Origin of the sequence: Curtobacterium sp. VKM Ac-1376, assembly GCF_015351025.1 — a bacterium.
Lineage (GTDB): Bacteria > Actinomycetota > Actinomycetes > Actinomycetales > Microbacteriaceae > Curtobacterium.
Genome location: NZ_JADKRV010000012.1, coordinates 51,082 through 74,284 on the forward strand (window position 1 = coordinate 51,082; position 23,203 = coordinate 74,284).

A 23,203-nucleotide genomic window follows, 5' to 3' on the forward strand; every position below is an offset into this window, starting at 1 on the left:
GGGGTTGTACTCGGGTGGGTCAGCGTGCGGTGGAGTCCTCGAACCACACCAGTGCGGTGGACTGTGTGGCATCGGACCCGGAGTCATCACCGCCGGTGCCGCTGGACGCGGTGGTGTCCGGTCGGAGACCGAGCGGCTGTGCCGAAGCCGCCAACACCGTCGCGGACGCGCCGAGCGCCTGCTGCCGCGTGAAGTCGAGCGCCGGACCGGCGATGCCCGCCGCGGAGTCGAGGTCGAGCGCGGCGAGGGCGTCGGTCACGTCGGAGGGCTCGGCGCTCGCGGCCTTCCCGACTGCGCGGACCAGGGCGACGACGGCATCGTGGCTGCGGGCGTCCGCTGCTCCGGCCACCGCCGAGAACGGCCGGTCACCCGTCAGGTTCTGGGCGTCGGCATCGTCCGCGAGCACCCGGACACCGCCGAGGAACGCGGACATCGCACGACCCTCGGCGTCCGAGGAGAGCGCACGAGCGTCATCGGTGGCCACGCCGACGGTCCGGAAGGAGCCGCTGAGACTGCCACCGGCGTCGACGAGTGCGGCGCCGAAGGCCGGGCTCGTCGCGTCCGGGGTGAGGACGACCGGCACGGTGACGTCAGCGGCCTGCAGCGCCGCCACCAAGGCACCCTGGCGCTGCGCCGAACCGCTGATGACGACCGCATCGGAGTCCGGCTCGGCCTTCGGATCAGCGCCCGATGCTTCGTCGGTGCCGTCGTCCGCGCCGGTCGCCCCGGTCCGCGAGGCGATGGTCTCGGCGAGCGCCGCCGTGTCGGAGGTGTCGTCGCCGTCGATGACGTGCGCCACCCGGAGTCCTGCGGGCGCGCCGCCGCCGAGGTCCACCAGGAGCGGCGACTCGGCATCACCGAGCGCCGTCGTCATGGCGGTGCTGATCGAGTCGGCGGCCGGGGCGGTCGACCAGGAGTCCTTCTCGGCTGCTGCGTAGGGCAGCACGACCGGGACGCCCTCCGCAGCCGCAGCGGTGAGCGCACCGGACACGTGTGTTCCGGACGACGCGACGACGATGCCCGCGACGCCGCTCTTCGCCAGGGACGCCACCGCGGCCTTCGCGCCCGCGGACGTCCCGCCGTCGTTCTTCGTGACGAGGGTGATGTCGGTTCCGCCGAGCGCCAGTCGTCGCTCGGCGACCAGGGCGCCCTGCGCCGCCTCGTTCCACTCGGAGCCTTCGCCGTCACCCAGGGTGACGACGACGCCGATCTTCGTGGCGTCGGGGACGCCCTTGACGGTGATCTTCACGGGCACCGTGGCCGGGACGGCCTGGGCCGGCGTGCTGCTGCCGATCGCCCGGAAGGTCAGGACGGCGGCGACCACCGCGGCGACGAGGAGCACCGCGATGCCGACGATGAGCAGCGGGCGTCGGTTGCGCGGACGCCCGGTCTCGGTGCCCTCGGGGTCGTCGATCGTCTGGTCGCTCATCGGTCCGCCCCGATCCGGAAGGTGTACAGCGTGGTCGACGTCGCACTGGCCGGCACCTTGAGCTGGAACGCGGGCAGCGTCGTCGCCGCGTCGAGGGAAGCACGGAACTGCTCCTGCTGGAGCAGGATGCCGGCGACGTCCTCGGCGCGGACGTTCGCGTACCCTGCGGCGTTCTGCGACGCCAGGGCGAGCTGGTAGTCGGCGGAGTCGGACTTCGCCGCGCTCGTGGCCATCGCGCCGAGGATGCCGGAGCCGTTGACCGTGCGGTCGCCGAGGTCGAGCATCACCCGGTTGAGGTCGCCGGTCAGCAGCGTCGAGGCTCCCTGCACGTCGCGCGTCGAGGCGCTCGTGCTCGCAGCGATCTGCTCGAGACTCGCCGCCGTCTGGCGGTCGACGGCGGATGCCAGCTCGGAGCCCTGCTGCTCCAGCGTCCCCCGCTGCTCGTCGATCGTGCCCTTCGAGTCCTTCGTGACCTCGCCCGAGGTGGACCGGAGGCCGGTGATCGACTTGTCGAAGGCCGAGATGACGGCGTCACGGCTGCCCTTCGCCGTCTCGCTGACCTGTCGTACCTGCTGGTCGATGATCTTCTGGACGTCCTTCTCGGACTGGGTGGACGCTTCGGCGAAGGCCTTGCGGACAGCGTCCTGCAGCTCGGTCTGCTGGGTGCTGATCGCGGTCAGCTGGGTGCCGACCTCCGCACTCGACTTCGTTGCCTGCTCGACGAGTTCCTGGAGCTCCTGCGCGGCGCCCTCCACCGAACCGCCGTCCTTGCGCACCGCACGGCGCACGTCGGCGATGCCGTCGTCGAGCGCGTCGATGTCGTCCGACAACGTCGTGACCGCGCCACCGATGCCGGTCTCGGAGCGGAGGTCGGTCGCCGCGACCACCGCGTCCCACTGCTTCGCCTGGTCGGCGAGGCGGTCGTCCATCGGGGTGCTGAAGCGTCCACCGGGCCGCAACGTCGTGCCCTCTTCGGCGCCGGGGCACGGTGTCGCGGTCAGGTACCCGCGCAGCGCATCCGCCTGCTCGGCATCGAGCTGGTCGGTCGCCGCGAGTGCACAGAGCTGGTCGGCGACCTCACGGTTCTGGGCCTGCATCGAGGTGCTGAACAGACCGTCCCCGGCGTTGCCCACCAGCGCACGCGCTGCGAGCGCCTGCCGGTTCACCGTCGTGACCGCGTCGCGGACGGGACCGAGGTCGTCGGCGGTCTGGTCGCGGAGGTCCTCCAACGCCTGCAGGGTCCGTGCGACCTCACCGGTGCCGTCGGCGCCGAGGGCCTGCACGGCGGTGTCGATCTCGCCGAGCTCGGCGCGCAGGTCGTCCGACTGCTCGATCGCCGTGTCCGCGAGCTTGGGGTCGAGCTGGTCGGCGAGCTGCTGCCCGGTGCTGACCAGACCGATCAGCGAGGTGCTCACCGCACGCGACGATTCCCAGAGCGCGCAGGTCAACGAACCACGGGCCTCCTGAGGGGCGCACGTCGCCGCGTCCGGCGACGCCGGGCCGACCGCGCCCGCCAGCTGCGCACTGACCTGCTGCTTGCACGCCTCGCTGGCATCGGCGTAGCCGGTGAGCTGGGCCGAGACGCGGAGGAGGTTGCCGTAGACGCTGCCGCCGGCGGACGGGGTCTTCGGCGTGGCCGCGCACCCGTTGCCGTCGAGCACCGTGGCGGGCGCGGTCGCAGAGGTGTCACCGAGCAGGCCGTCGAGGCTCGTGGTCGTCTGCTGGAGCTGCTGCAACACCGTCGACTGCGTGGCCTTGACGGTGGCGCCGAGGTCGCCGTTCAGGGAGCCGAGCTGCCCGGACAGCGACTGCATCGTGCTCGCCAGCGAAGAGCTGCTCTCCTTCAGGCGTTCGGCCGTCCTGACGCCGAGGGTCTCCGACGTCGTCTCGAGGTTCGACCGGACCTCGGTGATGGTGCCGCCCGCACGGGCCAGCACCTCGTTGACCTGGGAGATGAGGTCGATCGTGCGGCGCTGGAGCGCCAGTTCGGAGTCACTTTCGGACCCGAACGCCGCGGTCACGACGCCCGTCGAGGACAGGTCCGTCGACAACCCCGGCTGCGCGGCGACGTCGATGGTCGGTGCGGTGAAGTCCTGGACGTCGGCGACGAGGTGCAGCGTGCTGCTCGCGCCGGAGGTCGGCGGAGCGAGCAACCGGCCCCACTGGACGACCGCGTCGCCGTCCTCGTTGGTGCTCACGACACCGTCGGTCGACGAGCCGGAGTCGGCCGAGTCCGTGACGACGCGGTCGGCGGCGGTCCCCGTCAACACGGTCGACGCCGCGATGCTGAAGGGCGCGCCCACGAGCGCCGGGGTCGAACGCGACGTGCCCGCGACGTCGTAGGTCAGGTTCTTCGACGTGACCGTCAGGTTCTCGATCGTCAGGTCGATCGACACCCGACCCGAGTACCCGTCGAGGTCGGCCAGGTCCGTGCCGGTCTTCTTCTTGGTCGAGTACTGGGTCGTGATGCGCAGTGGCAGGTCACTCGCCGCCTTCGCGGGGTCGTGATCGGTCGTCGCCGACGAGGAGCCCTTGCCTGCGACGGAGATCGCGGTGTCCGAGATCGAGGTGATCGAGCCGTCCGCGGCGAGGCGCGTGTCGACGGTCTGCAGGACCCGCGAGGGGTCGGCAACAGGCTTGTCGTCGGAAGTGCAGCCGGCGAGCACCAGCGCAGCGATCCCCGTGACGGCGACCGTCCCCGCGATCCGTCGTCCGGTCCGTCGTGCTCCGGTGTTCCCGGCACGCTGGTTCATCACGGTCTTCCCCCCAAGAGAATCGTCGAGCAAATCGATGCTAGTTGCTGAACGGCGTCAGGTCCGGGTTGGTCTTCCCCGGGAGCCACCCCCGTTCGGGCCACAGCTCGCTACTGAAATCCAACATAGAGCATCCTCGGGGGCGCTCGGACCTGTCCGCAGGGCACTGATACTCTGCACGCATGATCCAGGGGGACCAGGGCGTCACGCCCTTTGAACGTCGGCGCACGAACGCACGACCGGGGGCGGACCGGTGAACATCAACCTGTCGCCGGTGCTCATCGCGCTGATCGCCATGATCACCATCCCGGCCGCCGTCAGCGCGCTCGTCCGTCAGAACGACCGGAAGCGGCCACCGTCCACCGTCGTGGGCGACGAGGCGCACGGCGTGCTCTTCACCGTCCGTGCTCGCCGGTTCAGCTACCTGCTGCTCCGGATCATCGGGATCGTCGTCATCGTCGTCGGCGGGTTCTTCTTCCTGGTCACACTCAGCCTGCTCGACGACCCCGACGCGATCGGGATGCTCATCGCCGGCGTCGGCATGGTGCTGTTCGGGCTCCTGTTCGTCTACCTCGGCATCGGGCAGAAGCGCCGTCGAGTCGAGGCGTACGACTCGCAGCTGGTCGTGACGCCGATGTTCCGTGCCGCCCGGACCGTCGACCCGGCGACGATCAAGCGCATCCGGCCCACCACCAACCGGTTCGGCGGGCTCGACATCAAGGTGAACGGCCAACGCGGCGTGATCAGCGTCCTGTCGATCGACGCCGCCTATCCCGAGCTCTGCGCATGGCTCGAGCAGCGGGCGCCGGCGCAGTGGGGCGAGTTCGTGGGCGCCTTCGGGCGCTGAGCGGCGCGCTGCTGCTGCACTGGGCAGACAGACCTACCGTGTTCGCACGGGCTCGAAGCTCTTCACGTACACGGCCTGGCGGATCGTGTTTAAGAACTCCCGCATCGTGAAGGAACCCTCGCCGACGTCGAATCGGTAGCGCTCCCCCTCGATGACGCCCCGCGCCAGTTCGTCCTCGTTGTCGCGGTTCACACCCCAGGTCTGCACGAGCGTTCCGCAGTCGGACGTCTCGAACACGACCTGCGACGTCGACGAGCCCACGCCCTTCAGGGAGCGAGACGAGTCCGCACTGCTGTGCGCGGAGCTGACGGTGCAGACGACGTGCAGCCGGTGCCCTGCGTCGTAGACCTTCAACGTGATCGGCCCGACGAAGAAGCCCAGCAAGGGAACGAGCACGACGAAGGCGAAGACGACCGAAGCCACGATCCTGTCTCGCCGTACGCGTCTTCGCCGTGCGAGTCGCTCAGCCCCGGAGTCTCTCAACTGCCACCCCGATGCCCGTCGCCCGGTGCGGTCAAACTTCACGTCGCACCGCTTCGGAAAAGGCCAACACCAGCGCCCCCAGCTCGCTCTCGTAGGGCCAGCTGTCGGCAACAAGGCGGGCTGTGCCCTGTATCCCCCTGCGGTACGCCGGATGGTCGGGCCACTGCTCGAACGCGGCGACGAGAGCGGATCGTACGGCGGCTATCTGCACAGCCGCCGCGGCATCCTCGACTGCGCGATCGTCGAGTTGCTTGAGCAATTCCGACAATGTCATGTTCTGCCGACGCCGTGCTTGAACGTGGACATCGTCCGTGTCGCTTGCGCTCGAATGCAATCAGCACTCCAGAACGGAGCCTCAGCAAGGGCTTCGAGCGCTAAGAGATTCCGACGCTGGTAAATCCCCGCGTAGCGAATCTCGCTAGCGAATGCACTATCAACGTTCACTCCCCGCGCGTCATCCCGTGAAAGTCCGGACCCAATCAGCGAACCTCGAATGCCGAGTGAGATCGTATAAGCGTGACAGATCGTCGTGAAACCGTGCGGTCGCCGCCGAATCTGCCCGACCATTTGCGGCGACTATCACCACGCCTCGGGGTCCGCCTGCACCGCCGCGCACGGCCCGATGGATCTCCGCAGTCAGGTCAGCTGCATCTTCCGGGGAAGCACTCCCGAGCGCCTCGGCAACATCGGTGAACCATCGCGCCGTCTGCAGATCGTGAGCGAGGCTCAGTGAGTTCGCTACGCTTCTGCACAACTCGATTATTTCCTGCTCAGATGCACGCTTCAACGAAATCGTCCCTTCCGCTCGAACGTCACGGCGTGAGCGACCAGTAGCCCTTGATGTCGACCGCATCATACGCGCGGGGTACGAAGGTCTGGTTCGTCCCTCCCCGGTAGAAGTCGCCGTTGAGCCCGGTCTGCGGTGCCGTTAGCCCCTTGTACGCGGGCATCTTCTGCGTGAACTCACCTGCGAAGCCCGCGTTCTGAATCGATTCCTTGCCGCCGTTGGCCCAGCGAATCGGCAACGCCTTGTCCTCACGCACCTGAGCGATGCTGCGCGGCAGATCCGACGACCAGAATTCTCCGCTGTGGAAGCCATTGACGTCTCCGGAACGGAACATCGTCGTCCCTTCATGGACGTAGGTCGATCGATAGAGGCCCCACTTGAAGGTGCTCGCGTTCTCGCTCGACAGCCACTTCGGCCGGTACGCCGTGAGACCGCTGGACGCGGCGCCGACAACGGCTTGGCTTCCGGTCGCTTGCAGGAACCCGTTGACGGTGTGCGGCCCTGGAGCCGTCGCGTAGTTCAGGGCCCCAGTGCCGCCGCCTTCGACCGCACCGCTGGCGACACCGGTTGCCGCGCGGGCCGCCAGCCCTGTTCCCATCTTGGCTGCCAGAGCAGCTCCAGTCCCAGCGCCCAGTGCACCCGTGGCGGTCCCGATCAGCGCGTCCTTGCCGACTGTGCCCCAGTCGACCGTACCCTTCTCCGCCTTCTGCGTCGCCACGGAAATCCCACCACTCATCAATCCGCCCGCCAACGCCATCACTGCGATTCCGGCAGGGCCGCCGACGCCGGTCGCCATGAGTGCGACCCCGGCCACGATCGCCGCCCCCGCAACGACGTACTCCCAGTTGTCGTTCCACCAGTTCCCGACAGCAGCGATCGCCCCCTGGTGCGCATCCCGGTACGCCTGCAAGTCCTTGTCCGTCGCTGGCCGCAACCCGAGCGGGTCGACAGCCTGCAACGGATCGTTGCCCGCGTACGAGTACGGGTTCCCAGACCACGCGGCACCCAGGATCGGAGCGAGCGGATCAACCGACAGGAAGCCCCGCGCCGCAGGGTCGTACACACGGGCCCCGAGCCACTCCAGCCCTGCGACGGACACCCCACCCGAGCCGGTCAGGGACACCCCCGCGGGCAGCCCGACGTCGGTGACGGCAGCGAGCGCAGCCCACGGGTCCGCAGCATCGGTCGCGCGAGCACTGCGCCAAGCGGGCTGCGTCACGGCATCGCCGATCGCGGTGACACCCCCCGGCAGGTCGAGCAGCGACGTGTCGGCGATGCTGATGAGTGACGGCACCACCGAGGCGGAGTCCCACCAAGCGGCGACCCCACCCACCTCGGCGAGCTCACCGAGCGCGTCGACCCAGACGTCGAGCCGACCGGTCTCGGCGTACGAGGCGTCGCGGTCGACGACGGCAGCGAGGTACCCCAGGTCGGACCACGCGTACTCGGTCGTCGAATCGTCGGCAGCGGTCCGCCGGATGCGTCGGCCGAGACCGTCGTGGACGTACTCCGTCCGGCCGACCTCGGTGATCGTCGCGACCAGCTGACCGGCAGCGTCGTACTCGTGGCGCGTCTCGACACCGCCGACGGATTCGACGACGAGGCGCCCACCGTCGTCGTAGGTCCACGTCGAGCCCCCGGCGCGCACGAGCTGCCCGGCCGCGTCGTACTCGTACGACACCGCTCCGGACGGCCCGTCGATCGCGGTGATCCGCGCGTCGGCATCGCGCTCGATGCGTGTGCTGGTGGCACCGTCGAGCGTGGTCGAGGTGTGCGCGACGAGGGCGCCTCCCTCGTACGACCACGACTGCACCAGGTCGCCCGTGGCCGCCTGGACGATCCGACCCGAGGCGTCGTAGGAGAACGTCCCGGCAGCGGTGCCGTCACGGTCCGCCCCGACGACCCGGCCGACGGCGTCGCGACGGTAGGTGGTGCGGGTCCCGTTCGGGTCGACCCGAGCGGTGCGGTTGCCGTCGGCGTCGTACTCCCACGCGACGGACTTGTCGCCGCGGGCTCGGCGGACGAGCAGGCCACGGCGGTCGTGCTGGAGCTCGTGCTCGATCGTCCGGCCTGCACCACGGGTGTGGTCCGACACGACGACAGTTCGGTGGACGGTGTCGCGGGTGATCTCCGACTGCACCGCACCGTCGACGAGCACGGCCCGCTGGCGGCCGGCTGCGTCGTACGTCCACTCGGTGGTGCGGCCGTCGGGATCCGTTTGGCGGATCTGGCGCCCGGCCGGGTCGTAGGCCGCCGTGGTGGTCCGTCCGAGCGGGTCGGTGACGGCGACCACGCGGTCGGCGGCGTCGTACTCCCGTCGAGTGGTGCCGCCGGCAGGGTCGGTGATCGTCACCAGGCGCCCGCGCTCGTCGTACTCGAACGAGGTGACCCCGTCGAGACCGTTGACGACCTGGATCAGCTGCCCCGCGGCGTCGTAGCGGAACCGACGACGGCCGAAGCGTGCGTCGTGGCTGGAGACGAGCCTCCCGGCCTGGTCGTAGCGGAACCGTGCGGTGCCGGAACCCGGAGTCGTCTGCGTGACCACGCGTCCGACGGCGTCGTACGTGACCTCCTCGACCTCACCGGTGGGCAGGGTCCGGGCCACGACACGGGAGTCCGCGTCGTAGGTGAGCGTCGTCCGTGCCCCAGCGGCGTCGGTGGCTGCGGCGGGACGCCCGCAGGCGTCGTACTCGTACGTGGAGCGCGCGCCCGAGGGGGTGACCAGCGCGACGACACGACCGGCGAGGTCACGCTCGAGTCGGGTCAGTCCGCCTTCGCCGTCGACGAGTTCGACGGGCCGACCGGCGGCGTCGTAGGTGACGAGTTCGGAACCGGTCTCGGCAGACGTGGACTCGACGGGTCGGCCGTACTCGTCGAACCGGACGGTCGCGGTGTCGAAGGCGTCGCGCAGCGTCGCGACACCGGTCGCGACGTCGTCCGAGAACTCCTGGCGGACACCCGTCGGGTCGACGGTCGCCGTCAACTCGCCGACGACGTCGTACTCACGCCGCCAGGTCGCGCCAGCGGGGTCGGTGACGGCCTGGAGGCGCGACAAGGCGTCGTGCGCGAACGTCCAGACCGCGCCGCCCGGCAACGCGAGCTCCGCCAGGTTCCCCTGGTCGTCGAACGTCCGTGAGACACGGCGACCCAGCGGGTCGGTCGTGGTCGCGAGTTCGCCGTTCGGGGCGTACTCGAGCGTCGTCCGTGCTCCGAGCGGGTCCGTGATCGCGGCGATCCGTGCTCCGGCGGCGTACTCGAAACGCCAGACGGCTCCGTCGGCGTCACGTCGTTCGACCAGGAGCCCGGCGGCGTCGTAGCGGTACTCGCTCCGTGCGCCGGAGGGGCTGGTCGCGGCGACCGGGTGACCGGCGGCATCGCGCTCGATCCGAGCGGTGTCGCCGACGGCGTTGGTGGTCGAGACGAGCTCACCGAACGCGTCGTAGGAGAGCGTCAGGACCACGCCGGTCGGGTCGACGACGTGGGTGAGGGAGCCGTCCTGCCAGGTCAGCTCCGTCCGGCCGCCGACGGGGTCGACGATGACCGACGGGTCACGGTCGTCGCCCACGTACTCGTAGGTCACGACGGCACCGGCCTCGGTGACGACCGTCGTCACGCGGTCCTGGTCGTCGTACCCGTAGGTCAGGTCGCCGCCGGACGGCGTGACGGTCCGGGTCTTCCGGCCGCGGTCGTCGTAGGCGTGGACGGTCACCGAGCCGTCGCGCTCGGTCGCCGACACGAGGTTGCCGTGCCGGTCGTAGCTCATGGACTGGCGGCGGTCGTCGGAGTCGATGACCCCGACCAGACGCCCCTTGGCGTCGGCGATGTAGGAGTTCGACCGCGAGCCGTCGTGGTCGGACACCACCGTGACGCGGCCGGGCAGGTACGCGAAGCGCACGGTGCGGCCGTGCGGGCTGATCTGTTCGACCACACGGCGTTGTGCGTCGTAGGTGTTGTCGACCTCGACGACACCGGCCGCGCTCGTGACCGTGGTGATCAGGTCGTCGTCGTTCCAGCCGTAGGTCCGGGTGCCGACGGCGTCGGTCGCCGAGACGAGTCGGCCGTGATCGTCGTACCCGTACTCGACCCGGCGGCCGTCGGAGGCGCGGAGCACCGCGACCCGGCCGTCGACGTGGTCGATGTCGATCGAGCGGCCGCGCTCGTGCACCAGGCGGACGACGGTGTCGTCGGCCTCCCGCTCGACGTGGACCGCCGTGCCCGCGCCACGGCGCTGCCCGAGCCACTGTCCGGACGGCGAGAAGTCGATGCGCTCGCCCTGGTTGTCGCGGACGACGAGCCGGTCGCCCTCGGCCGCGAGCCAGCGGTTCTCGCCGACGCCGCGGGCCCAGCCGTCACCGTCGCGCGGGAAGCGCACCTGGCGACCGTCGGCGCCGACGAACGACGCGCCTTCGTCGTCGAGGATCAGGCGGGTCTCGAGGATCGACGCCCATCCCGGTCCGAAGAGCCCGACGTGCTGGTCGAGGGAGTTGTACATGCGGGTCACCTGCAACGCCGCAGATGCACCGGTGAACGCCAGGTCGAGCTCCGGCTCGAGGAAGTTGCCCGTCGTGGTGTTCACCGGGTCCATCGAGAAGCCGGTCGTGGGCTGGGCGCCGTAGGCCGTCGGCGGCTCGAACTGCAGGTCGGTGCGGGTCTGGGAGACCCCGGCGGCGGCGAGCGCGGCTGCGAGCCCGGAGTCCGCGACGGTCGAGACCTCGCCCTCGCCGCCGGCGGCCGCGAACGCGTCGGCGACGGTGTTGGCCCAGGTGACGTCCTGGTCGTTCGCCGCGATCCACTGCTCGAACGCCGTCACGACGCTGCCGGCGTCGATGTGGGCCCATGAGCACTTCGCCGCGAAGTCGGCGAGCTTGCCGCGGAGCGCCCCGGGCTTGCCGTCGAGGGCGCGGTTCAGCGCCGAGGAACCGGTCGCGAACGAGCGGAGGTCGGCGGGCCGGGCGGACGACGTGCCGCCACCGCCCCCACCGCCGGCTCCGGGGTTCGGGGTGTCACGCGGCTTCGTCGTGACCGCCGGCGGGTCGAACTTCGGCGCCGGTTCGTTCTCGACGGTCGGCATCGGGTCGTAGTGGAAGGAGTCGTTGAGGAAGTCCTGGAACCCGTTGCGATCGTCCTCACGCTCCTGCCACTCGCGAGCGGTCTTGCGGCGCGCACGCTCGTCCGCGGCGGCGGTCTTCATCGTGTCGATCCACCCGGCGATGGTCTCGAGGGCATCGACGATGCTGGTGGCGTCGCTCGACGCCGTCCCCGCGTTCTGCGTGAAGAGCTGCGAGAAGTGCCCGCGGAACTCCTGGGAGGCGGTCGTGACGTACGACTGTCTCGATGCCTTCTGACCGCTGATCGCGTCAGCCGACGTGGTCAGTGAACTCTTCAGCGCATCAGCGGTCGCGTCGTCGAACTCGATCGGATCCGTGTTGGCGTGGATCTTCGCCATGGTCGTCCCCCCAGGGTCGGTGCTCGTCGTGCTGGTCGTGCTGGTGAAGCGGCCCCACCGACCGCGAACGCCCGGACCGCCGCGTGTGCGACGGTCCGGGCGGGAACAGGCTGGTGCTTACGCGCCGCCACCTGCGGTGAAGATGTCCTGCGAGATCTTGTCGAGCTGCGTGCGGAGCTGCTCGAGCTCCGTCTTCGCCTTGTCGAGCGCAGCCTTGGTCTCCGGCCAGGTCGAACCGCGGAACGTCGCCGCGAGCGGGCCGTCCCAGACGTTCGAGTCGGAGAGGATCCGGCCCTGCGCGTCGAGCTGCGAGATCTGGTCGGTGAAACCACCGTTGACGATCGACTGGACCTGACGGATGGCGGTCTTGGCCTGCTCGGTCGAAAGGACACGCGACATGATGAACCTCTTCTCATTCGTAGCTGCACCCCCGCGCAGTGGAATCCCCCCGGAGGCTCTGACACGGGCCACCATACCCACAACCCGGGGCAGATGTCACCGTCGGTATTTCGTGACCGTTCCTCCACACACCGACGGTTCACCGCCGGTTTCCACAGCGGCCACCAGAGCCCCTCCGGCAGCAGGGGCCGGGTGGCAGGATGAGGGGATGGACACCGAACCGCAGCTCGACGGCGAATCCGTCGCACCCGATCTCGACGACTTCGACGAGGTCGTGGAGATCGAGCACGAGTCGCTGCCGACGGACCGGTACTTCGACCGCGAGCTCAGCTGGCTGCGCTTCAACCAGCGCGTGCTCGAACTGGGCGAGGACCGCACACAGCCCCTGCTCGAGCGGGCGAACTTCCTGGCGATCTTCGCGTCCAACCTCGACGAGTTCTTCATGGTCCGCGTCGCCGGCCTGAAGCGCCGCATCGACACCGGCATCGCCGTCCCGACCAACGTCGGTCGCGCTCCCAGCGACGTCCTCCGTGACATCGCGAAGAAGGCCCACGAGCTGCAGGACCGGCACGCGCAGGCGTTCATCGGGTCGCTCAAGCCCGACCTCGATGCCGCGGGCATCCACATCGAGCACTGGTCCGACCTGGACGAGGCCGACCGGCTGCGGATGCGCGAGTACTTCAACGAGCAGATCTTCCCGGTGCTCATGCCCCTGGCGGTCGACCCGGCGCACCCGTTCCCTTACATCTCCGGGCTCTCGCTGAACCTGGCGGTGCGGGTCCGCAACCCGAAGTCGCAGCGGCAGGAGTTCGCGCGCCTCAAGGTGCCGCAGAACTTCTCGCGGTTCATCAAGCTGCCGGACGACAACTCCGGCCGGATGCGCTTCATCCCGCTCGAAGACCTCATCGCGAACCACCTCGACGACCTGTTCCCGGGGATGGAGGTGCTCGAGCACCACGTGTTCCGGGTCACCCGCAACGAGGACGTCGAGATCGAGGAGGACGAGGCCGAGAACCTCATCCAGGCGCTGGAGCGCGAGCTCCTCCGCCGCCGGTTCGGCCCGCCCATCCGACTCGAGATCACCGAGGACATGGACCCGGTGACCCTCGACCTGCTCGTGCGCGAACTCGACATCACCGAGCAAGAGGTCTTCCGTCTGCCGTCGCCACTCGACCTCGGCGGGCTGTTCGAGATCTCCAAGATCAACCGCCCGGACCTGCACTACCCGAAGCACGTGCCGACGACCCCCGTGCAGTTCCAGCCGGGCGAGCCGAACACCAAGCCCGACCTGTTCCGCGCGATCAAGGCGCGGGACGTGCTCGTGCACCACCCGTACGAGTCCTTCGCGACGAGCGTGCAGGCGTTCCTCGAGCAGGCCGCCGCCGACCCGAACGTGCTGGCGATCAAGCAGACGCTGTACCGCACCTCCGGCGACAGCCCCATCGTCGAGGCACTCATCGACGCCGCGGCGGCCGGCAAGCAGGTCCTCGCCCTGGTCGAGATCAAGGCCCGCTTCGACGAGCAGAACAACATCACGTGGGCGCGCAAGCTCGAGAAGGCGGGCGTGCACGTGGTCTACGGCCTGGTCGGGCTGAAGACGCACTCCAAGCTGGTGCTCGTCATCCGGCAAGAGGGCGGGACGCTCAAGCACTACAGCCACATCGGCACGGGCAACTACAACCCGAAGACCTCGCGCATCTACGAGGACATGGGGCTCTTCACGTCGGACGACACCGTGGGCAAGGACCTCACCCGCCTGTTCAACGAGCTGTCCGGTTACGCGATCGAGAAGAAGTTCAAGCGACTGCTCGTGGCGCCGCTCCACCTGCGCAAGGGCCTGCTCAAGCGCATCCAGACCGAGGCCGCCAACGCCCGCGCCGGCAAGCCCTCCGGCATCCGGATCAAGGTCAACTCGATGGTCGACGAGCAGATCATCGACGCGCTCTACCTGGCGAGCCAGGCCGGTGTGCCGATCGACGTCTGGGTCCGCGGCATCTGCTCACTCAAGCCGGGGATGGAGGGCGTCAGCGACACCATCCGTGTCCGGAGCGTCGTCGGTCGCTACCTCGAGCACTCCCGCGCGTTCGCGTTCCACAACGACGGTGACCCGGCGGTGTTCATCGGCAGCGCCGACATGATGCACCGCAACCTGGACCGTCGCGTCGAGGCACTCGTGCGACTGACCGCGCCGGACCACATCAACGAGGTCCAGGAGATGTTCGACCTGGCGATGGCTGACACCGCCAGCTCGTGGCACCTGGAGTCCGACGGCGAGTGGACGCGGCACTCCACCGACGATGAGGGCCGCCCGCTCGAGGACGTGCAGAATGTGACCATGCGGAAGATCTCGGCTCGGAAGCGCTCCACTCGGTGAGCGGCGGTCCCTCGGGTCCCGTGGTCGCCGGGGGTGCGGTCGTCTGGCGTGAACAGGACGGCACACCCCTCGTGCTGCTCATCCACCGCGACCACCACAAGGACGTCTCCCTGCCCAAGGGCAAGGTGGACCCGGGCGAGGCCGTCCCGACGACCGCGGTCCGCGAGATCGACGAGGAGACCGGGTACCGCGTGCACCTCGGCGCACCGCTCGGCACCGCCGAGTACGTGCTGCCGAACGGTCGCGACAAGATCGTGCACTACTGGACAGCCCGCGTCTCGGCGAAGGAGTACGCCCGCGCCGGTGCCTTCACCCCGAACCACGAGGTCGCCGCGCTCGAGTGGGTCACCATCGACGACGCCCGGAACCGCCTGACGTACGAGCGGGACGTCGCGATCCTCGACCGGTTCGCCGAGCGCGCGGCGGTCGGGCAGCACCGTACCTTCGCCCTGATCACCCTGCGCCACGCGAAGACCGTGCCCGGCTCGGACTGGGACGGCCCAGACGCCACCCGTCCGCTCCTGCCCGTCGGCCGGTCGCAGGCCAGGGCAGTCGCGGCACCGATCGCCGCGTTCGGCCCGAAGAAGATCGTCAGCAGCACGGCCGCCCGCTGCCTGGCGACCGTCGAACCGCTGTCCGCGACCACCAGGCTCGGCGTCTCGACCTCTCCGGACATCAGCCAGGACGCCCACGACCGCGGTGCTGCCGACGTCAAGGGCGTGGTCCGCCGCCGGCTCGACAAGGGCAAGTCCGCCGTCCTCTGCTCGCACGGGCCGGTGCTGCCCGACATCATCGCCAGGATCGCCACCGTGACCGCCGACGACTCGGGTCGCTTCGACCTGCGCCGTGCCGCGATGCTGTCGGTCGGGGACTTCTCCGTGATGCACATCGCCGGCGACACCCTCGTCGCCGTCGAGACCCACCGCAACACGATCCCGGCGTAAGCCCAGCAGCGCCAGCGCCAGCGCCAGCACCAGCTCGACTGCCAGCGCCCGCATGGCGTTGACCCGGCCGCGCGCCGGGGTCCCGCCGCGCGCCGGGGTCCCGCCGCGCCCGGAAACCCGATCCCGGGCCTCCCGACCGCTCACGCGCGATCATGCGTGTGCATCTTCCGGACGCAAGCACAGTGCCCCGATCCTGCTCCCCGCAGGACCCCGGCGCACGCCGCCCCGACGGGCACAACCCCTCGTTCACCTTCCGTTCACCAACGCGGGTGATCCCCGTCACCTCGCGTCCCTACAGTCTCTCCCGGGTCGGCACCGGCCCAGGGACCGCAGTGGTCCCACTGCATTCCATTCCCGAAGGGACCCCTGTGAACATCAAGCGAATCGGTTCGATCGCAGCTATCGCGATCGCCGGCGCAGTCGTGCTCTCCTCGTGCGCGGCGAACGAGGACGCGGGCAGCACCGAGTCCTCCTCCAGCAGCACCAACGACTACTCGAGCCTCTCCGGCACCCTGACGGGCTCCGGCTCGTCCGCACAGCAGACCGCGCAGGCCACCTGGGCCGCCGGCTTCCAGAACGAGGCCTCGGGCGTCACGGTGAACTACTCGCCCGACGGTTCGGGCGCAGGCCGCGAGAACTTCATCTCGGGCGCTGCGGACTTCGCCGGCTCGGACGCCGCACTGAACGACGAAGAGCTCTCCGGTACCTTCGAGTCCTGCAAGGCGGACACCAAGGCCATCGACGTCCCCGTCTACATCTCCCCGATCGCGATCGCCTACAAGGTCGACGGCGTCAGCGACCTGACCCTCGACGCGAAGACCATCGCGGGCATCTTCTCGGGCAAGATCACCAACTGGGACGACTCGCAGATCGCCGACCTGAACGACGGCGTCGACCTGCCGGACGCGAACATCACGGTCGTGCACCGCTCCGACGACTCGGGCACCACCCAGAACTTCTCGGAGTACGTCTCCGCGAACGCCGGTGACGTCTGGACCGAAGAGCCGAGCCAGACCTACCCGTACTCGGTCGGTGACAGCGCGAAGGGCACCTCCGGTGTCGCCTCCGCGATGGGCAGCGCCACCAACGCCATCACCTACATCGACGACTCCGGCGCGGGCGACCTCGACAAGGCGAAGCTGATGGTCGGCGACACGGCGACCGAGATCTCGGCCGAGGGCGCCGCGCAGGTCGTCGCCGACTCCGAAGTCGCGACGGGCCGCGAGGACAACGACCTCGCCATCGAGATCGACCGCAAGGACACCGCTGACGGTGCCTGGCCGCTGGTCCTCGTCTCCTACGCCATCGCGTGCCAGGAGTACCAGGACGCCGACAAGGCCGAGCTCGTGAAGGGCTACCTGGACTACGTCGTCTCCGGCGACGCCCAGGACGCCGCTGCGAAGGAGGCCAAGTCGGCCGCCCTCTCCTCCGACCTCGCCGAGAAGGCGAAGTCCGCGGTGGACTCCATCAAGTAACACCCCCTGAGCGCCCGGACGCCGGTCCACCCACCTGACCGGCGTCCGGGCACTCGCCCGTCCGGGGTTCCACCCGGACGGGCTGCCCCTCCGGGCCCCGTCCGGCCCGGACCCCGCACCACCACCCAGAACCCGTCGCCTCCCCCGGCGTTCCTCCGACAGGAGTACCCATGACGACCGCACCGGCCCAGCCAGGGGCCACCGTCACCCCGATCAAGCCGAAGGCCGTCGTCCGTGTCGGCGACCGCGTCTTCTCCGCCGCCTCGGTCATCGCCGGCGGCCTCATCCTCTTCGTGCTCGTCCTCGTCGCGGCGTTCCTCGTCTGGCAGAGCATCCCCGCGTTCTCCGCCAAGGTCGGCGAGCTGCCGGGCAGCGCGACGAACTTCTGGGACTACGTCGGCCCCCTGGTCTTCGGCACCGTCTGGTCCGCGCTCATCGCGCTCGTGATCGCCGTGCCGCTCTCCCTCGGGATCGCCCTCTTCATCTCGCACTTCGCACCGCGCCGCCTCGCACCGGTGCTCGGCTACGTGATCGACCTGCTGGCCGCGGTGCCGTCGGTCGTCTACGGCCTCTGGGGCATCGCCGTGCTGGCGCCGCTGGTGAAGCCCTTCTACGCGTTCCTGAACGAGTACCTCGGCTGGTTCCCGCTGTTCTCCGGCCAGGTGTCCGGCACCGGCCGCACGATCCTCACCGCGTCGATCGTCCTCGCCGTCATGGCGATCCCGATCATGACCGCGGTCATGCGTGAGATCTTCCTGCAGGCCCCGACCCTCAACGAGGAAGCGGCCCTGGCCCTCGGCGCGACGCGCTGGGAGATGATCCGCCTGTCGGTCCTGCCGTTCGCGAAGTCCGGCATCGTGTCCGCCATCATGCTCGGCCTCGGTCGTGCGCTCGGCGAGACGATGGCGATCGCACTGGTCCTGTCGGTCTCGACGAACGTCACGTTCCAGATGCTGACGTCGCAGAACCCCTCGACCATCGCCGCGAACATCGCCCTGCAGTTCGCAGAGGCCTCGGGAACAGCCCTGAACGCGCTCATCGCGTCCGGCCTGATCCTCTTCGTCATCACCCTGGTCATCAACATGCTCGCGCGGTACATCGTCCGCAGCCGAGTCAGCTGAGAGGTCGCACCCGATGTCCCTCGCGCTCCGTCCGACCGGCACCGCCGGCAACGTCTACGCCAACGGCAAGCTCCACAGCTCCGTCCCGTGGCTGCTGCTCGTCGGCAGCTGGGTCGCCCTCGTCCTGGTCTTCGCCCTGCTCAACGCCGGTGGGGCCGTCAAGGACTTCAACGTCGTCGCCGCGATATTCCTCGGCACGGTCCTGTTCGACGTCCTCATCGTGGTCATCTCGCGGATCGTCGAGGGTGGCCGCCAGGCGGTCGACCGGCTGATCACCTCGCTCGTCGTCACCGCGTTCGTCATCGCGCTCCTGCCGCTGGTGTCGCTGCTCTGGACGGTCGTCGCCAAGGGCTTCGCCCGCTTCGACGCGAACTTCTTCTCGTACTCGATGCGCGGGGTCATCTCCGAGGGCGGCGGCGCGCTCCACGCCCTCATCGGCACGCTCGAGATCACGCTGTTCGCGGCGATCATCTCGGTGCCGATCGGCCTGCTCACCTCGATCTACCTGGTCGAGTACGGTCGCGGCGCGCTGGCGAAGGGCATCACGTTCTTCGTCGACGTCATGACGGGCATCCCGTCGATCGTCGCCGGTCTGTTCGCCTACTCGCTCTTCGCCCTGTTCCTCGGCCCGGGCGCCCGCTTCGGTCTGGTCGGCTCCGTCGCCCTGTCGGTGCTGATGATCCCGATCGTCGTGCGCTCCACCGAAGAGGTGCTGAAGATCGTGCCGATGGAACTGCGCGAGGCCTCGTACGCCCTCGGCGTGCCGAAGTACCTCACCATCCTCAAGATCGTGCTGCCCACCAGCCTCGCCGGCATCACCACCGGCGTCATGCTCTCGATCGCCCGCGTCATCGGTGAGACCGCTCCGCTGCTCGTCACGGCCGGCTTCACCGCGAGCATGAACTACGACCTGTTCAAGAACCCGATGATGACGCTGCCGGTGTACGCGTACACCCAGTACTCGCAGCAGGGCGCCAACCCGGTGCCGTTCGTCGACCGGGCGTGGACCGCGGCCCTCGTGCTCATCCTGATCGTGATGCTGCTCAACCTGCTCGCCCGGTTCGTCACCCGTCTCTTCGCCCCCAAGCTCAGCCGCTGACCGTCCGCCTCCGCGGACTCAGCGACACCACCCACCCAGAAGGATCAACGTGTCCAAGCGCATCGAGGTCGACGGCCTCAACGTCTACTACTCGAAGTTCAAGGCGGTCGAGGGTGTCGACATCACCATCGAGCCCCGCACCGTCACCGCCTTCATCGGTCCGTCCGGCTGTGGCAAGTCCACCTTCCTCCGCACCCTGAACCGCATGCACGAGGTCATCCCCGGCGCATGGGTCGAGGGCTCGGTCAAGATCGACGGCGACGACCTCTACGGCGCCGGTGTCGACCCCGTGCTCGTCCGCCGTCAGGTCGGCATGGTCTTCCAGCGTCCGAACCCGTTCCCCACGATGTCCATCAAGGACAACGTGCTCGCGGGCGTGAAGCTCAACAACAAGCGCGTCTCCCGCTCCGAGGCCGACGACATCGTCGAGCGCTCACTGCAGGGTGCGAACCTGTGGAACGAGGTCAAGGACCGCCTCGACAAGCCCGGCATGGGCCTGTCCGGTGGCCAGCAGCAGCGCCTGTGCATCGCCCGCGCGATCGCGGTCGAGCCGGACGTGCTCCTGATGGACGAACCCTGCTCGGCGCTCGACCCGATCTCGACCCTGGCCATCGAGGACCTGATCGAGGAGCTCAAGAAGGAGTTCACGATCGTGATCGTGACCCACAACATGCAGCAGGCCTCGCGCGTCAGCGACAAGACGGCGTTCTTCAACATCGCCGGCACCGGCGCTCCCGGCAAGCTCATCGAGTTCAACGACACCGCGACGATCTTCTCGAACCCGTCGGTCCAGGCCACCGAGGACTACGTCTCGGGTCGCTTCGGTTGATCAGCGTCCGTCCGTCGCGCTGACGGACGACCGGGAGGCCCGGTGCACGTCCGCCACGGACGCGCACCGGGCCTCTTCGGTTGCGCTGGGACGCCGGAGCATCAAGCCGAGGTGGTGGGGACCGCCATGATCGGCGCCGTGGTCGGCTGCTCCGAGCCGCCCTCGGGCTCGACCGTCATGCCGATCGTCGCGCCCTGGGACATCGCGCCCTCGAGCACGGCGGCGTGCACGCCGTCCGTCGCACCGTCGACCAGGCCGGCCGACTCGATCGCGCCGCCCTGCTCCTCGGAGCCGATGTACCAGAGCTCGTAGGTCTTGCCCTTCGGTGGCTGCTCGACCCCGTCGAGGATCACCGCGGACTTGCCGAGGTCGTCCGACCACACGACCGTGGCCGTGCCGCCGCCCTCCACTTCGGTGGTGCTGCGCTGGAAGTCCGACGCGGCGTAGATGCGGTCCAGACCGCTCGAGGCCTGCGTGGTGCCCGGGCCGGAGCCGTCCGACGGGTCCAAGATCGTGCCGACGCCGAGTCCGACGCCGAGGAACACCACGGCGACGGCAGCAGCCGACAGCAGCGCTGCCGGACGCTGGAACCAGCGGCGGCGAGCCTCGGCGGATGCACGACCACCGGCAGTGGGGCGATCGGCGATCGAGGCGACCGGTGCGGCGGACGCGGGGCGGGCCTCCTGGGCGGGGGTGGTCCGGGTGACCGCTGTCTCATCGACCATGGAGCCGGCGAGCGGTGCGGCCTGGGGGGTGGTGGCGATCTGGGCCAGCAGTGACGCCTTGAGCGACGCGGGGGGCTCGATGGGTTCGACGGCGTAGGCGAGCTGCAGCGCGGTCTCGCGCAGCGAGTCGTTCTCGGCCTGCAGCTCGGGAGACGTCCGGAGGGCGTCCTCGAGGAGCGCGCGCTCGTCGCCGGACAGCGCGTCGAGTGCGTGGGAACCCGTCAACAGGGCGGGGTCGTCGTGGCGTTCGGTCATGAGGTCACCCCCATCTCGTCTCGGAGTCGGATCATCCCGTCACGGAGACGGGTCTTGACGGTGCCGACGGGGACACCGAGGTGTTCGGCCATCTCGCTGTGCGAGTAGCCGCCGTAGTACGCGAGCTGCACGGCCTGCCGCTGGAACTCGGTGAGCTTCGCCAGGGCACGGCCGACACGCTCGTGCTCGATCCGGATCTCGACGGACTCGGAGACCTCGTCGAACCCGGCCTCGAGGTCGCGGATCCCGATCTTGGTGTCACGGTCGTGCGAGGACTGCGAGGCCCGGACCCGGTCGACCGCCCGGCGGTGGGCCATCGTGAGGATCCAGCTGGCGGCCGTCCCACGCTTCCGGTCGAAGCGGGTGGCCTGCTGCCAGACCTCCAGGAAGATCTCCTGCGTGACCTCTTCCGACTGTGCGCGGTCCCGGAGGAGGCGCGTCACGAGACCGAGGACCCGGCCGGAGAGAGCGTCGTACAGGTCGGCGAAGGCGGCCTGGTCGCCGGAGGCGACCCGGACGAGGAGGTCGTCCGGCGATGCCTGAGCTGGCTCTGACGAGCTCCAGCCTTCGGTGTCGCTATCCACGAGGGCAAGCATGGCAGGTTTCCCTCCTCTCGGTTCCGGTCGTGCTCCGGCGGGGAGCACGAAGCCTCCGCCAGGGCGGTCGAGACGAGGGGCCGGCGTGACCCACAGGGAATTGACCGGCGGTGCCGGTCCGGGTCACGCCGGGCCTCTCGCTGCGTGACGGTCATCAAGTCCGTCACGCTGATGATTCGGCGCGGTGCCCGGGGTGGATTGGGTCGGATGTGGGGATTGCTCGTCCGGGCTGCTGTTGCCTGCGCGCGGGCTGCTGTTGTCTGCGCGCCCGGCGCCGGTTCTGGCGCGCCCGGGGCCGGTTCTGTCCACCAAGAGTGAACAGGGTCGAGGGATCAGCCAGCGTCTCGTAGACTGGATCTCGCCGGGCCGCAGCAAGCCCCGGGCTCCAAAATTCGCCGCTTCGAGCGGCCTCGCGCCGAGAGGCGCTTCTGCGGCCCGGTCTTTTCATGCCCGGATGCGGTCTGGAGGCGGGGCGTGCGTCCGCCCCGCCGCTCACTCAGTCCAGGCTGTCGCGGCGCCAGAGCGCCGCCGCCTCGGTCAGGTCGGCCGCCAGTTCCGTCAGGCGGAGCGCCCGGGTCGTCAACTCGCTCGCCCGCTCCGACGCGATCAGGTCGGACTCGTCCGCCACCGCGGTCGCCCCGGCCGCCGTCAGCCGGCAGAACGAGGCACCGCGATCGAGCGCCACCGCGAGGTCGCCCGTGTAGAGGCCGTGCAGGATGCGGTCGGCGAGCGTCAGGATCTCCGCCGGACCCGTCGGTTCCTCGGCACCGGCGACGGCCTGGTCGATCGTGCCGATGGCAGCCGTGCCCCGTTCGAACAGGTACGCGATCTCCTCCGGGTTCTGCCGGATGACGATGCGGACGAGGTAGACGCGCCACAGGGCACCCGGCAGGGTGTGTGCCCCCACCCGTGCCCACAGCTCGGCGATGGCGTCGATGCCGTGCACGTCCGTGTAGGTCACGAGCCGGTCGACCACCGCGGGGTCCGGGTCCTGCCGCACGCGGTGCAGCAGGGCGTTGGCGGTCTCGTGCGCGACACGGTTCACGAGCGCCGGGTCCTCACCGCCCTTGATGGCGGCGAACTCGGCGTCGGTGAAGTGGACGGGACGGTGGTGATCGCGGGGCACCGCGTCAGTGTAGGCACGACCGGTGACACGCCCGTGCTCCGTTCGCCCAGAACGCAACTGTTGCGCAACGCGTACCGTGGTCCGGCAGGGAGGCGCCCCTCCCGGACGCGAAGGAGAGGATCTTCCATGAACGCCCTGCTCATCATCCTGGCTGTGATCGCAGTCATCCTGCTGTTCGTCGGCGGGTTCGCCGCGAGCCTGAAGTTCCTGCTCTACGTGGGCATCGTGCTGCTGATCATCGCGGTCATCGTGTGGCTGCTGCGCACGCTCACCGGACGTCGGGGCTGACCCGCTCCCACGGTTCCGTCCTGGAGGCCCTCACCCGCTAGCCTTGCGGGTGAGGGCCTCTAGCTCAGTTGGTAGAGCACCGGACTTTTAATCCGAGGGTCGTGGGTTCGAGCCCCACGGGGCCCACACCTTCCTGAACGCCGGCTTTTCATCCGAGGGTCGTGGGTTCGAGCCCCACGGGGCCCACACCTTCCTGAACGCCGGCTTTTCATCCGAGGGTCGTGGGT

General features: G+C 69.5%; 17 protein-coding genes and 1 tRNA gene. 9 read left to right on the plus strand and 9 right to left on the minus strand.

Translation table 11 applies throughout. From position 1 onward, the window contains the following. Positions 1-19 precede the first annotated feature (19 nt). Complete coding sequence (locus ITJ56_RS13705; RefSeq protein ID WP_194631169.1) at positions 20-1,429, minus strand: hypothetical protein; 1,410 nt, start codon at positions 1,427-1,429, stop codon at positions 20-22. Continuing rightward, positions 1,426-4,182, minus strand: coding sequence for a hypothetical protein (locus ITJ56_RS13710; protein ID WP_194631170.1), 2,757 nt, complete (start codon positions 4,180-4,182; stop codon positions 1,426-1,428). The genes ITJ56_RS13705 and ITJ56_RS13710 overlap by 4 nt, the downstream gene beginning before the upstream one ends. A 253-nt stretch (positions 4,183-4,435) precedes the next feature. Between ITJ56_RS13710 and ITJ56_RS13715 the strand changes: the two genes are divergently transcribed. Then, the gene (locus tag ITJ56_RS13715) at positions 4,436-5,029 is read left to right on the plus strand and encodes a hypothetical protein (protein WP_194631171.1); all 594 of its coding nucleotides are present in this window, start codon (positions 4,436-4,438) and stop codon (positions 5,027-5,029) included. A 33-nt stretch (positions 5,030-5,062) separates the two neighbouring features. Here the strand turns inward: ITJ56_RS13715 and ITJ56_RS13720 are convergent, their stop codons facing one another. The 4 genes from ITJ56_RS13720 to ITJ56_RS13735 form a co-directional block, all read right to left on the minus strand. Next, on the minus strand, positions 5,063-5,452 hold the full coding sequence (locus ITJ56_RS13720) for a hypothetical protein (protein WP_194631172.1): 390 nt from the start codon (positions 5,450-5,452) through the stop codon (positions 5,063-5,065). A 91-nt stretch (positions 5,453-5,543) separates the two neighbouring features. Then, entirely contained in the window at positions 5,544-5,786 is a 243-nt protein-coding gene (locus ITJ56_RS13725) for a hypothetical protein (protein WP_194631173.1), read from the minus strand. Positions 5,787-6,324: 538 nt separating this feature from the next. Beyond that, positions 6,325-11,745, minus strand: a complete 5,421-nt coding sequence (locus ITJ56_RS13730) for a DUF6531 domain-containing protein (protein WP_194631174.1) — start codon at positions 11,743-11,745, stop codon at positions 6,325-6,327. A gap of 117 nt (positions 11,746-11,862) precedes the next feature. Further along, on the minus strand, positions 11,863-12,144 hold the full coding sequence (locus tag ITJ56_RS13735) for a hypothetical protein (RefSeq protein ID WP_017888088.1): 282 nt from the start codon (positions 12,142-12,144) through the stop codon (positions 11,863-11,865). A gap of 208 nt (positions 12,145-12,352) precedes the next feature. On the opposite strand from ITJ56_RS13735, the gene ITJ56_RS13740 reads away from it, so the two are divergent. From ITJ56_RS13740 to pstB, 6 genes are all read left to right on the plus strand, one after another. Next, positions 12,353-14,518 (plus strand): RNA degradosome polyphosphate kinase, encoded by a 2,166-nt coding sequence (locus ITJ56_RS13740; RefSeq protein ID WP_194631175.1) that lies wholly within the window; start codon positions 12,353-12,355, stop codon positions 14,516-14,518. Then, entirely contained in the window at positions 14,515-15,462 is a 948-nt protein-coding gene (locus ITJ56_RS18995; protein WP_194631176.1) for an NUDIX hydrolase, read from the plus strand. Before ITJ56_RS13740 ends, ITJ56_RS18995 begins: the two co-directional genes overlap by 4 nt. 368 nt (positions 15,463-15,830) lie before the next feature. Then, on the plus strand, positions 15,831-16,937 hold the full coding sequence (locus tag ITJ56_RS13750; protein ID WP_194631177.1) for a phosphate ABC transporter substrate-binding protein PstS: 1,107 nt from the start codon (positions 15,831-15,833) through the stop codon (positions 16,935-16,937). A gap of 170 nt (positions 16,938-17,107) precedes the next feature. Then, complete coding sequence (gene pstC, locus ITJ56_RS13755) at positions 17,108-18,058, plus strand: phosphate ABC transporter permease subunit PstC (RefSeq protein ID WP_194631178.1); 951 nt, start codon at positions 17,108-17,110, stop codon at positions 18,056-18,058. A gap of 13 nt (positions 18,059-18,071) precedes the next feature. Further along, a complete protein-coding gene (gene pstA / locus ITJ56_RS13760; RefSeq protein WP_194631179.1) occupies positions 18,072-19,157 on the plus strand; it encodes a phosphate ABC transporter permease PstA in 1,086 nt (361 codons plus the stop codon). Positions 19,158-19,206: 49 nt separating this feature from the next. Further along, positions 19,207-19,986 (plus strand): phosphate ABC transporter ATP-binding protein PstB, encoded by a 780-nt coding sequence (gene pstB, locus ITJ56_RS13765; protein WP_194631180.1) that lies wholly within the window; start codon positions 19,207-19,209, stop codon positions 19,984-19,986. Positions 19,987-20,087: 101 nt separating this feature from the next. On the opposite strand, the gene ITJ56_RS13770 is transcribed toward pstB, so the two are convergent. The 3 genes from ITJ56_RS13770 to ITJ56_RS13780 form a co-directional block, all read right to left on the minus strand. Continuing rightward, positions 20,088-20,966: an anti-sigma factor domain-containing protein gene (locus ITJ56_RS13770; RefSeq protein ID WP_194631181.1), complete on the minus strand. Its 879-nt coding sequence runs from the start codon at positions 20,964-20,966 to the stop codon at positions 20,088-20,090. Beyond that, positions 20,963-21,562, minus strand: a complete 600-nt coding sequence (sigK, locus tag ITJ56_RS13775; protein WP_194631182.1) for an ECF RNA polymerase sigma factor SigK — start codon at positions 21,560-21,562, stop codon at positions 20,963-20,965. The genes ITJ56_RS13770 and sigK overlap by 4 nt, the downstream gene beginning before the upstream one ends. Before the next feature lie 496 nt (positions 21,563-22,058). After that, positions 22,059-22,688, minus strand: coding sequence for a DNA-directed RNA polymerase subunit beta (locus ITJ56_RS13780; protein WP_194631183.1), 630 nt, complete (start codon positions 22,686-22,688; stop codon positions 22,059-22,061). A gap of 126 nt (positions 22,689-22,814) precedes the next feature. Between ITJ56_RS13780 and ITJ56_RS13785 the strand changes: the two genes are divergently transcribed. Beyond that, complete coding sequence (locus ITJ56_RS13785; protein ID WP_194631184.1) at positions 22,815-22,976, plus strand: hypothetical protein; 162 nt, start codon at positions 22,815-22,817, stop codon at positions 22,974-22,976. Between the two features lie 53 nt (positions 22,977-23,029). Further along, a tRNA-Lys gene (locus tag ITJ56_RS13790) sits at positions 23,030-23,102 on the plus strand. Positions 23,103-23,203: the final 101 nt, after the last annotated feature.

Excerpts from the sequence above, each read along its gene's own strand:
- ITJ56_RS13705 (WP_194631169.1), bottom strand. The coding sequence starts at position 1,429 with ATGAGCGACCAGACGATCGACGACCCCGAGGGCACCGAGACCGGGCGT.
- ITJ56_RS13710 (WP_194631170.1), bottom strand. The coding sequence starts at position 4,182 with ATGAACCAGCGTGCCGGGAACACCGGAGCACGACGGACCGGACGACGG.
- ITJ56_RS13725 (WP_194631173.1), bottom strand. The coding sequence starts at position 5,786 with ATGACATTGTCGGAATTGCTCAAGCAACTCGACGATCGCGCAGTCGAG.
- ITJ56_RS13730 (WP_194631174.1), bottom strand. The coding sequence starts at position 11,745 with ATGGCGAAGATCCACGCCAACACGGATCCGATCGAGTTCGACGACGCG.
- ITJ56_RS13735 (WP_017888088.1), bottom strand. The coding sequence starts at position 12,144 with ATGTCGCGTGTCCTTTCGACCGAGCAGGCCAAGACCGCCATCCGTCAG.
- ITJ56_RS13740 (WP_194631175.1), top strand. The coding sequence starts at position 12,353 with ATGGACACCGAACCGCAGCTCGACGGCGAATCCGTCGCACCCGATCTC.
- pstC (WP_194631178.1), top strand. The coding sequence starts at position 17,108 with ATGACGACCGCACCGGCCCAGCCAGGGGCCACCGTCACCCCGATCAAG.
- pstA (WP_194631179.1), top strand. The coding sequence starts at position 18,072 with ATGTCCCTCGCGCTCCGTCCGACCGGCACCGCCGGCAACGTCTACGCC.
- ITJ56_RS13770 (WP_194631181.1), bottom strand. The coding sequence starts at position 20,966 with ATGACCGAACGCCACGACGACCCCGCCCTGTTGACGGGTTCCCACGCA.
- sigK (WP_194631182.1), bottom strand. The coding sequence starts at position 21,562 with ATGCTTGCCCTCGTGGATAGCGACACCGAAGGCTGGAGCTCGTCAGAG.
- ITJ56_RS13785 (WP_194631184.1), top strand. The coding sequence starts at position 22,815 with ATGAACGCCCTGCTCATCATCCTGGCTGTGATCGCAGTCATCCTGCTG.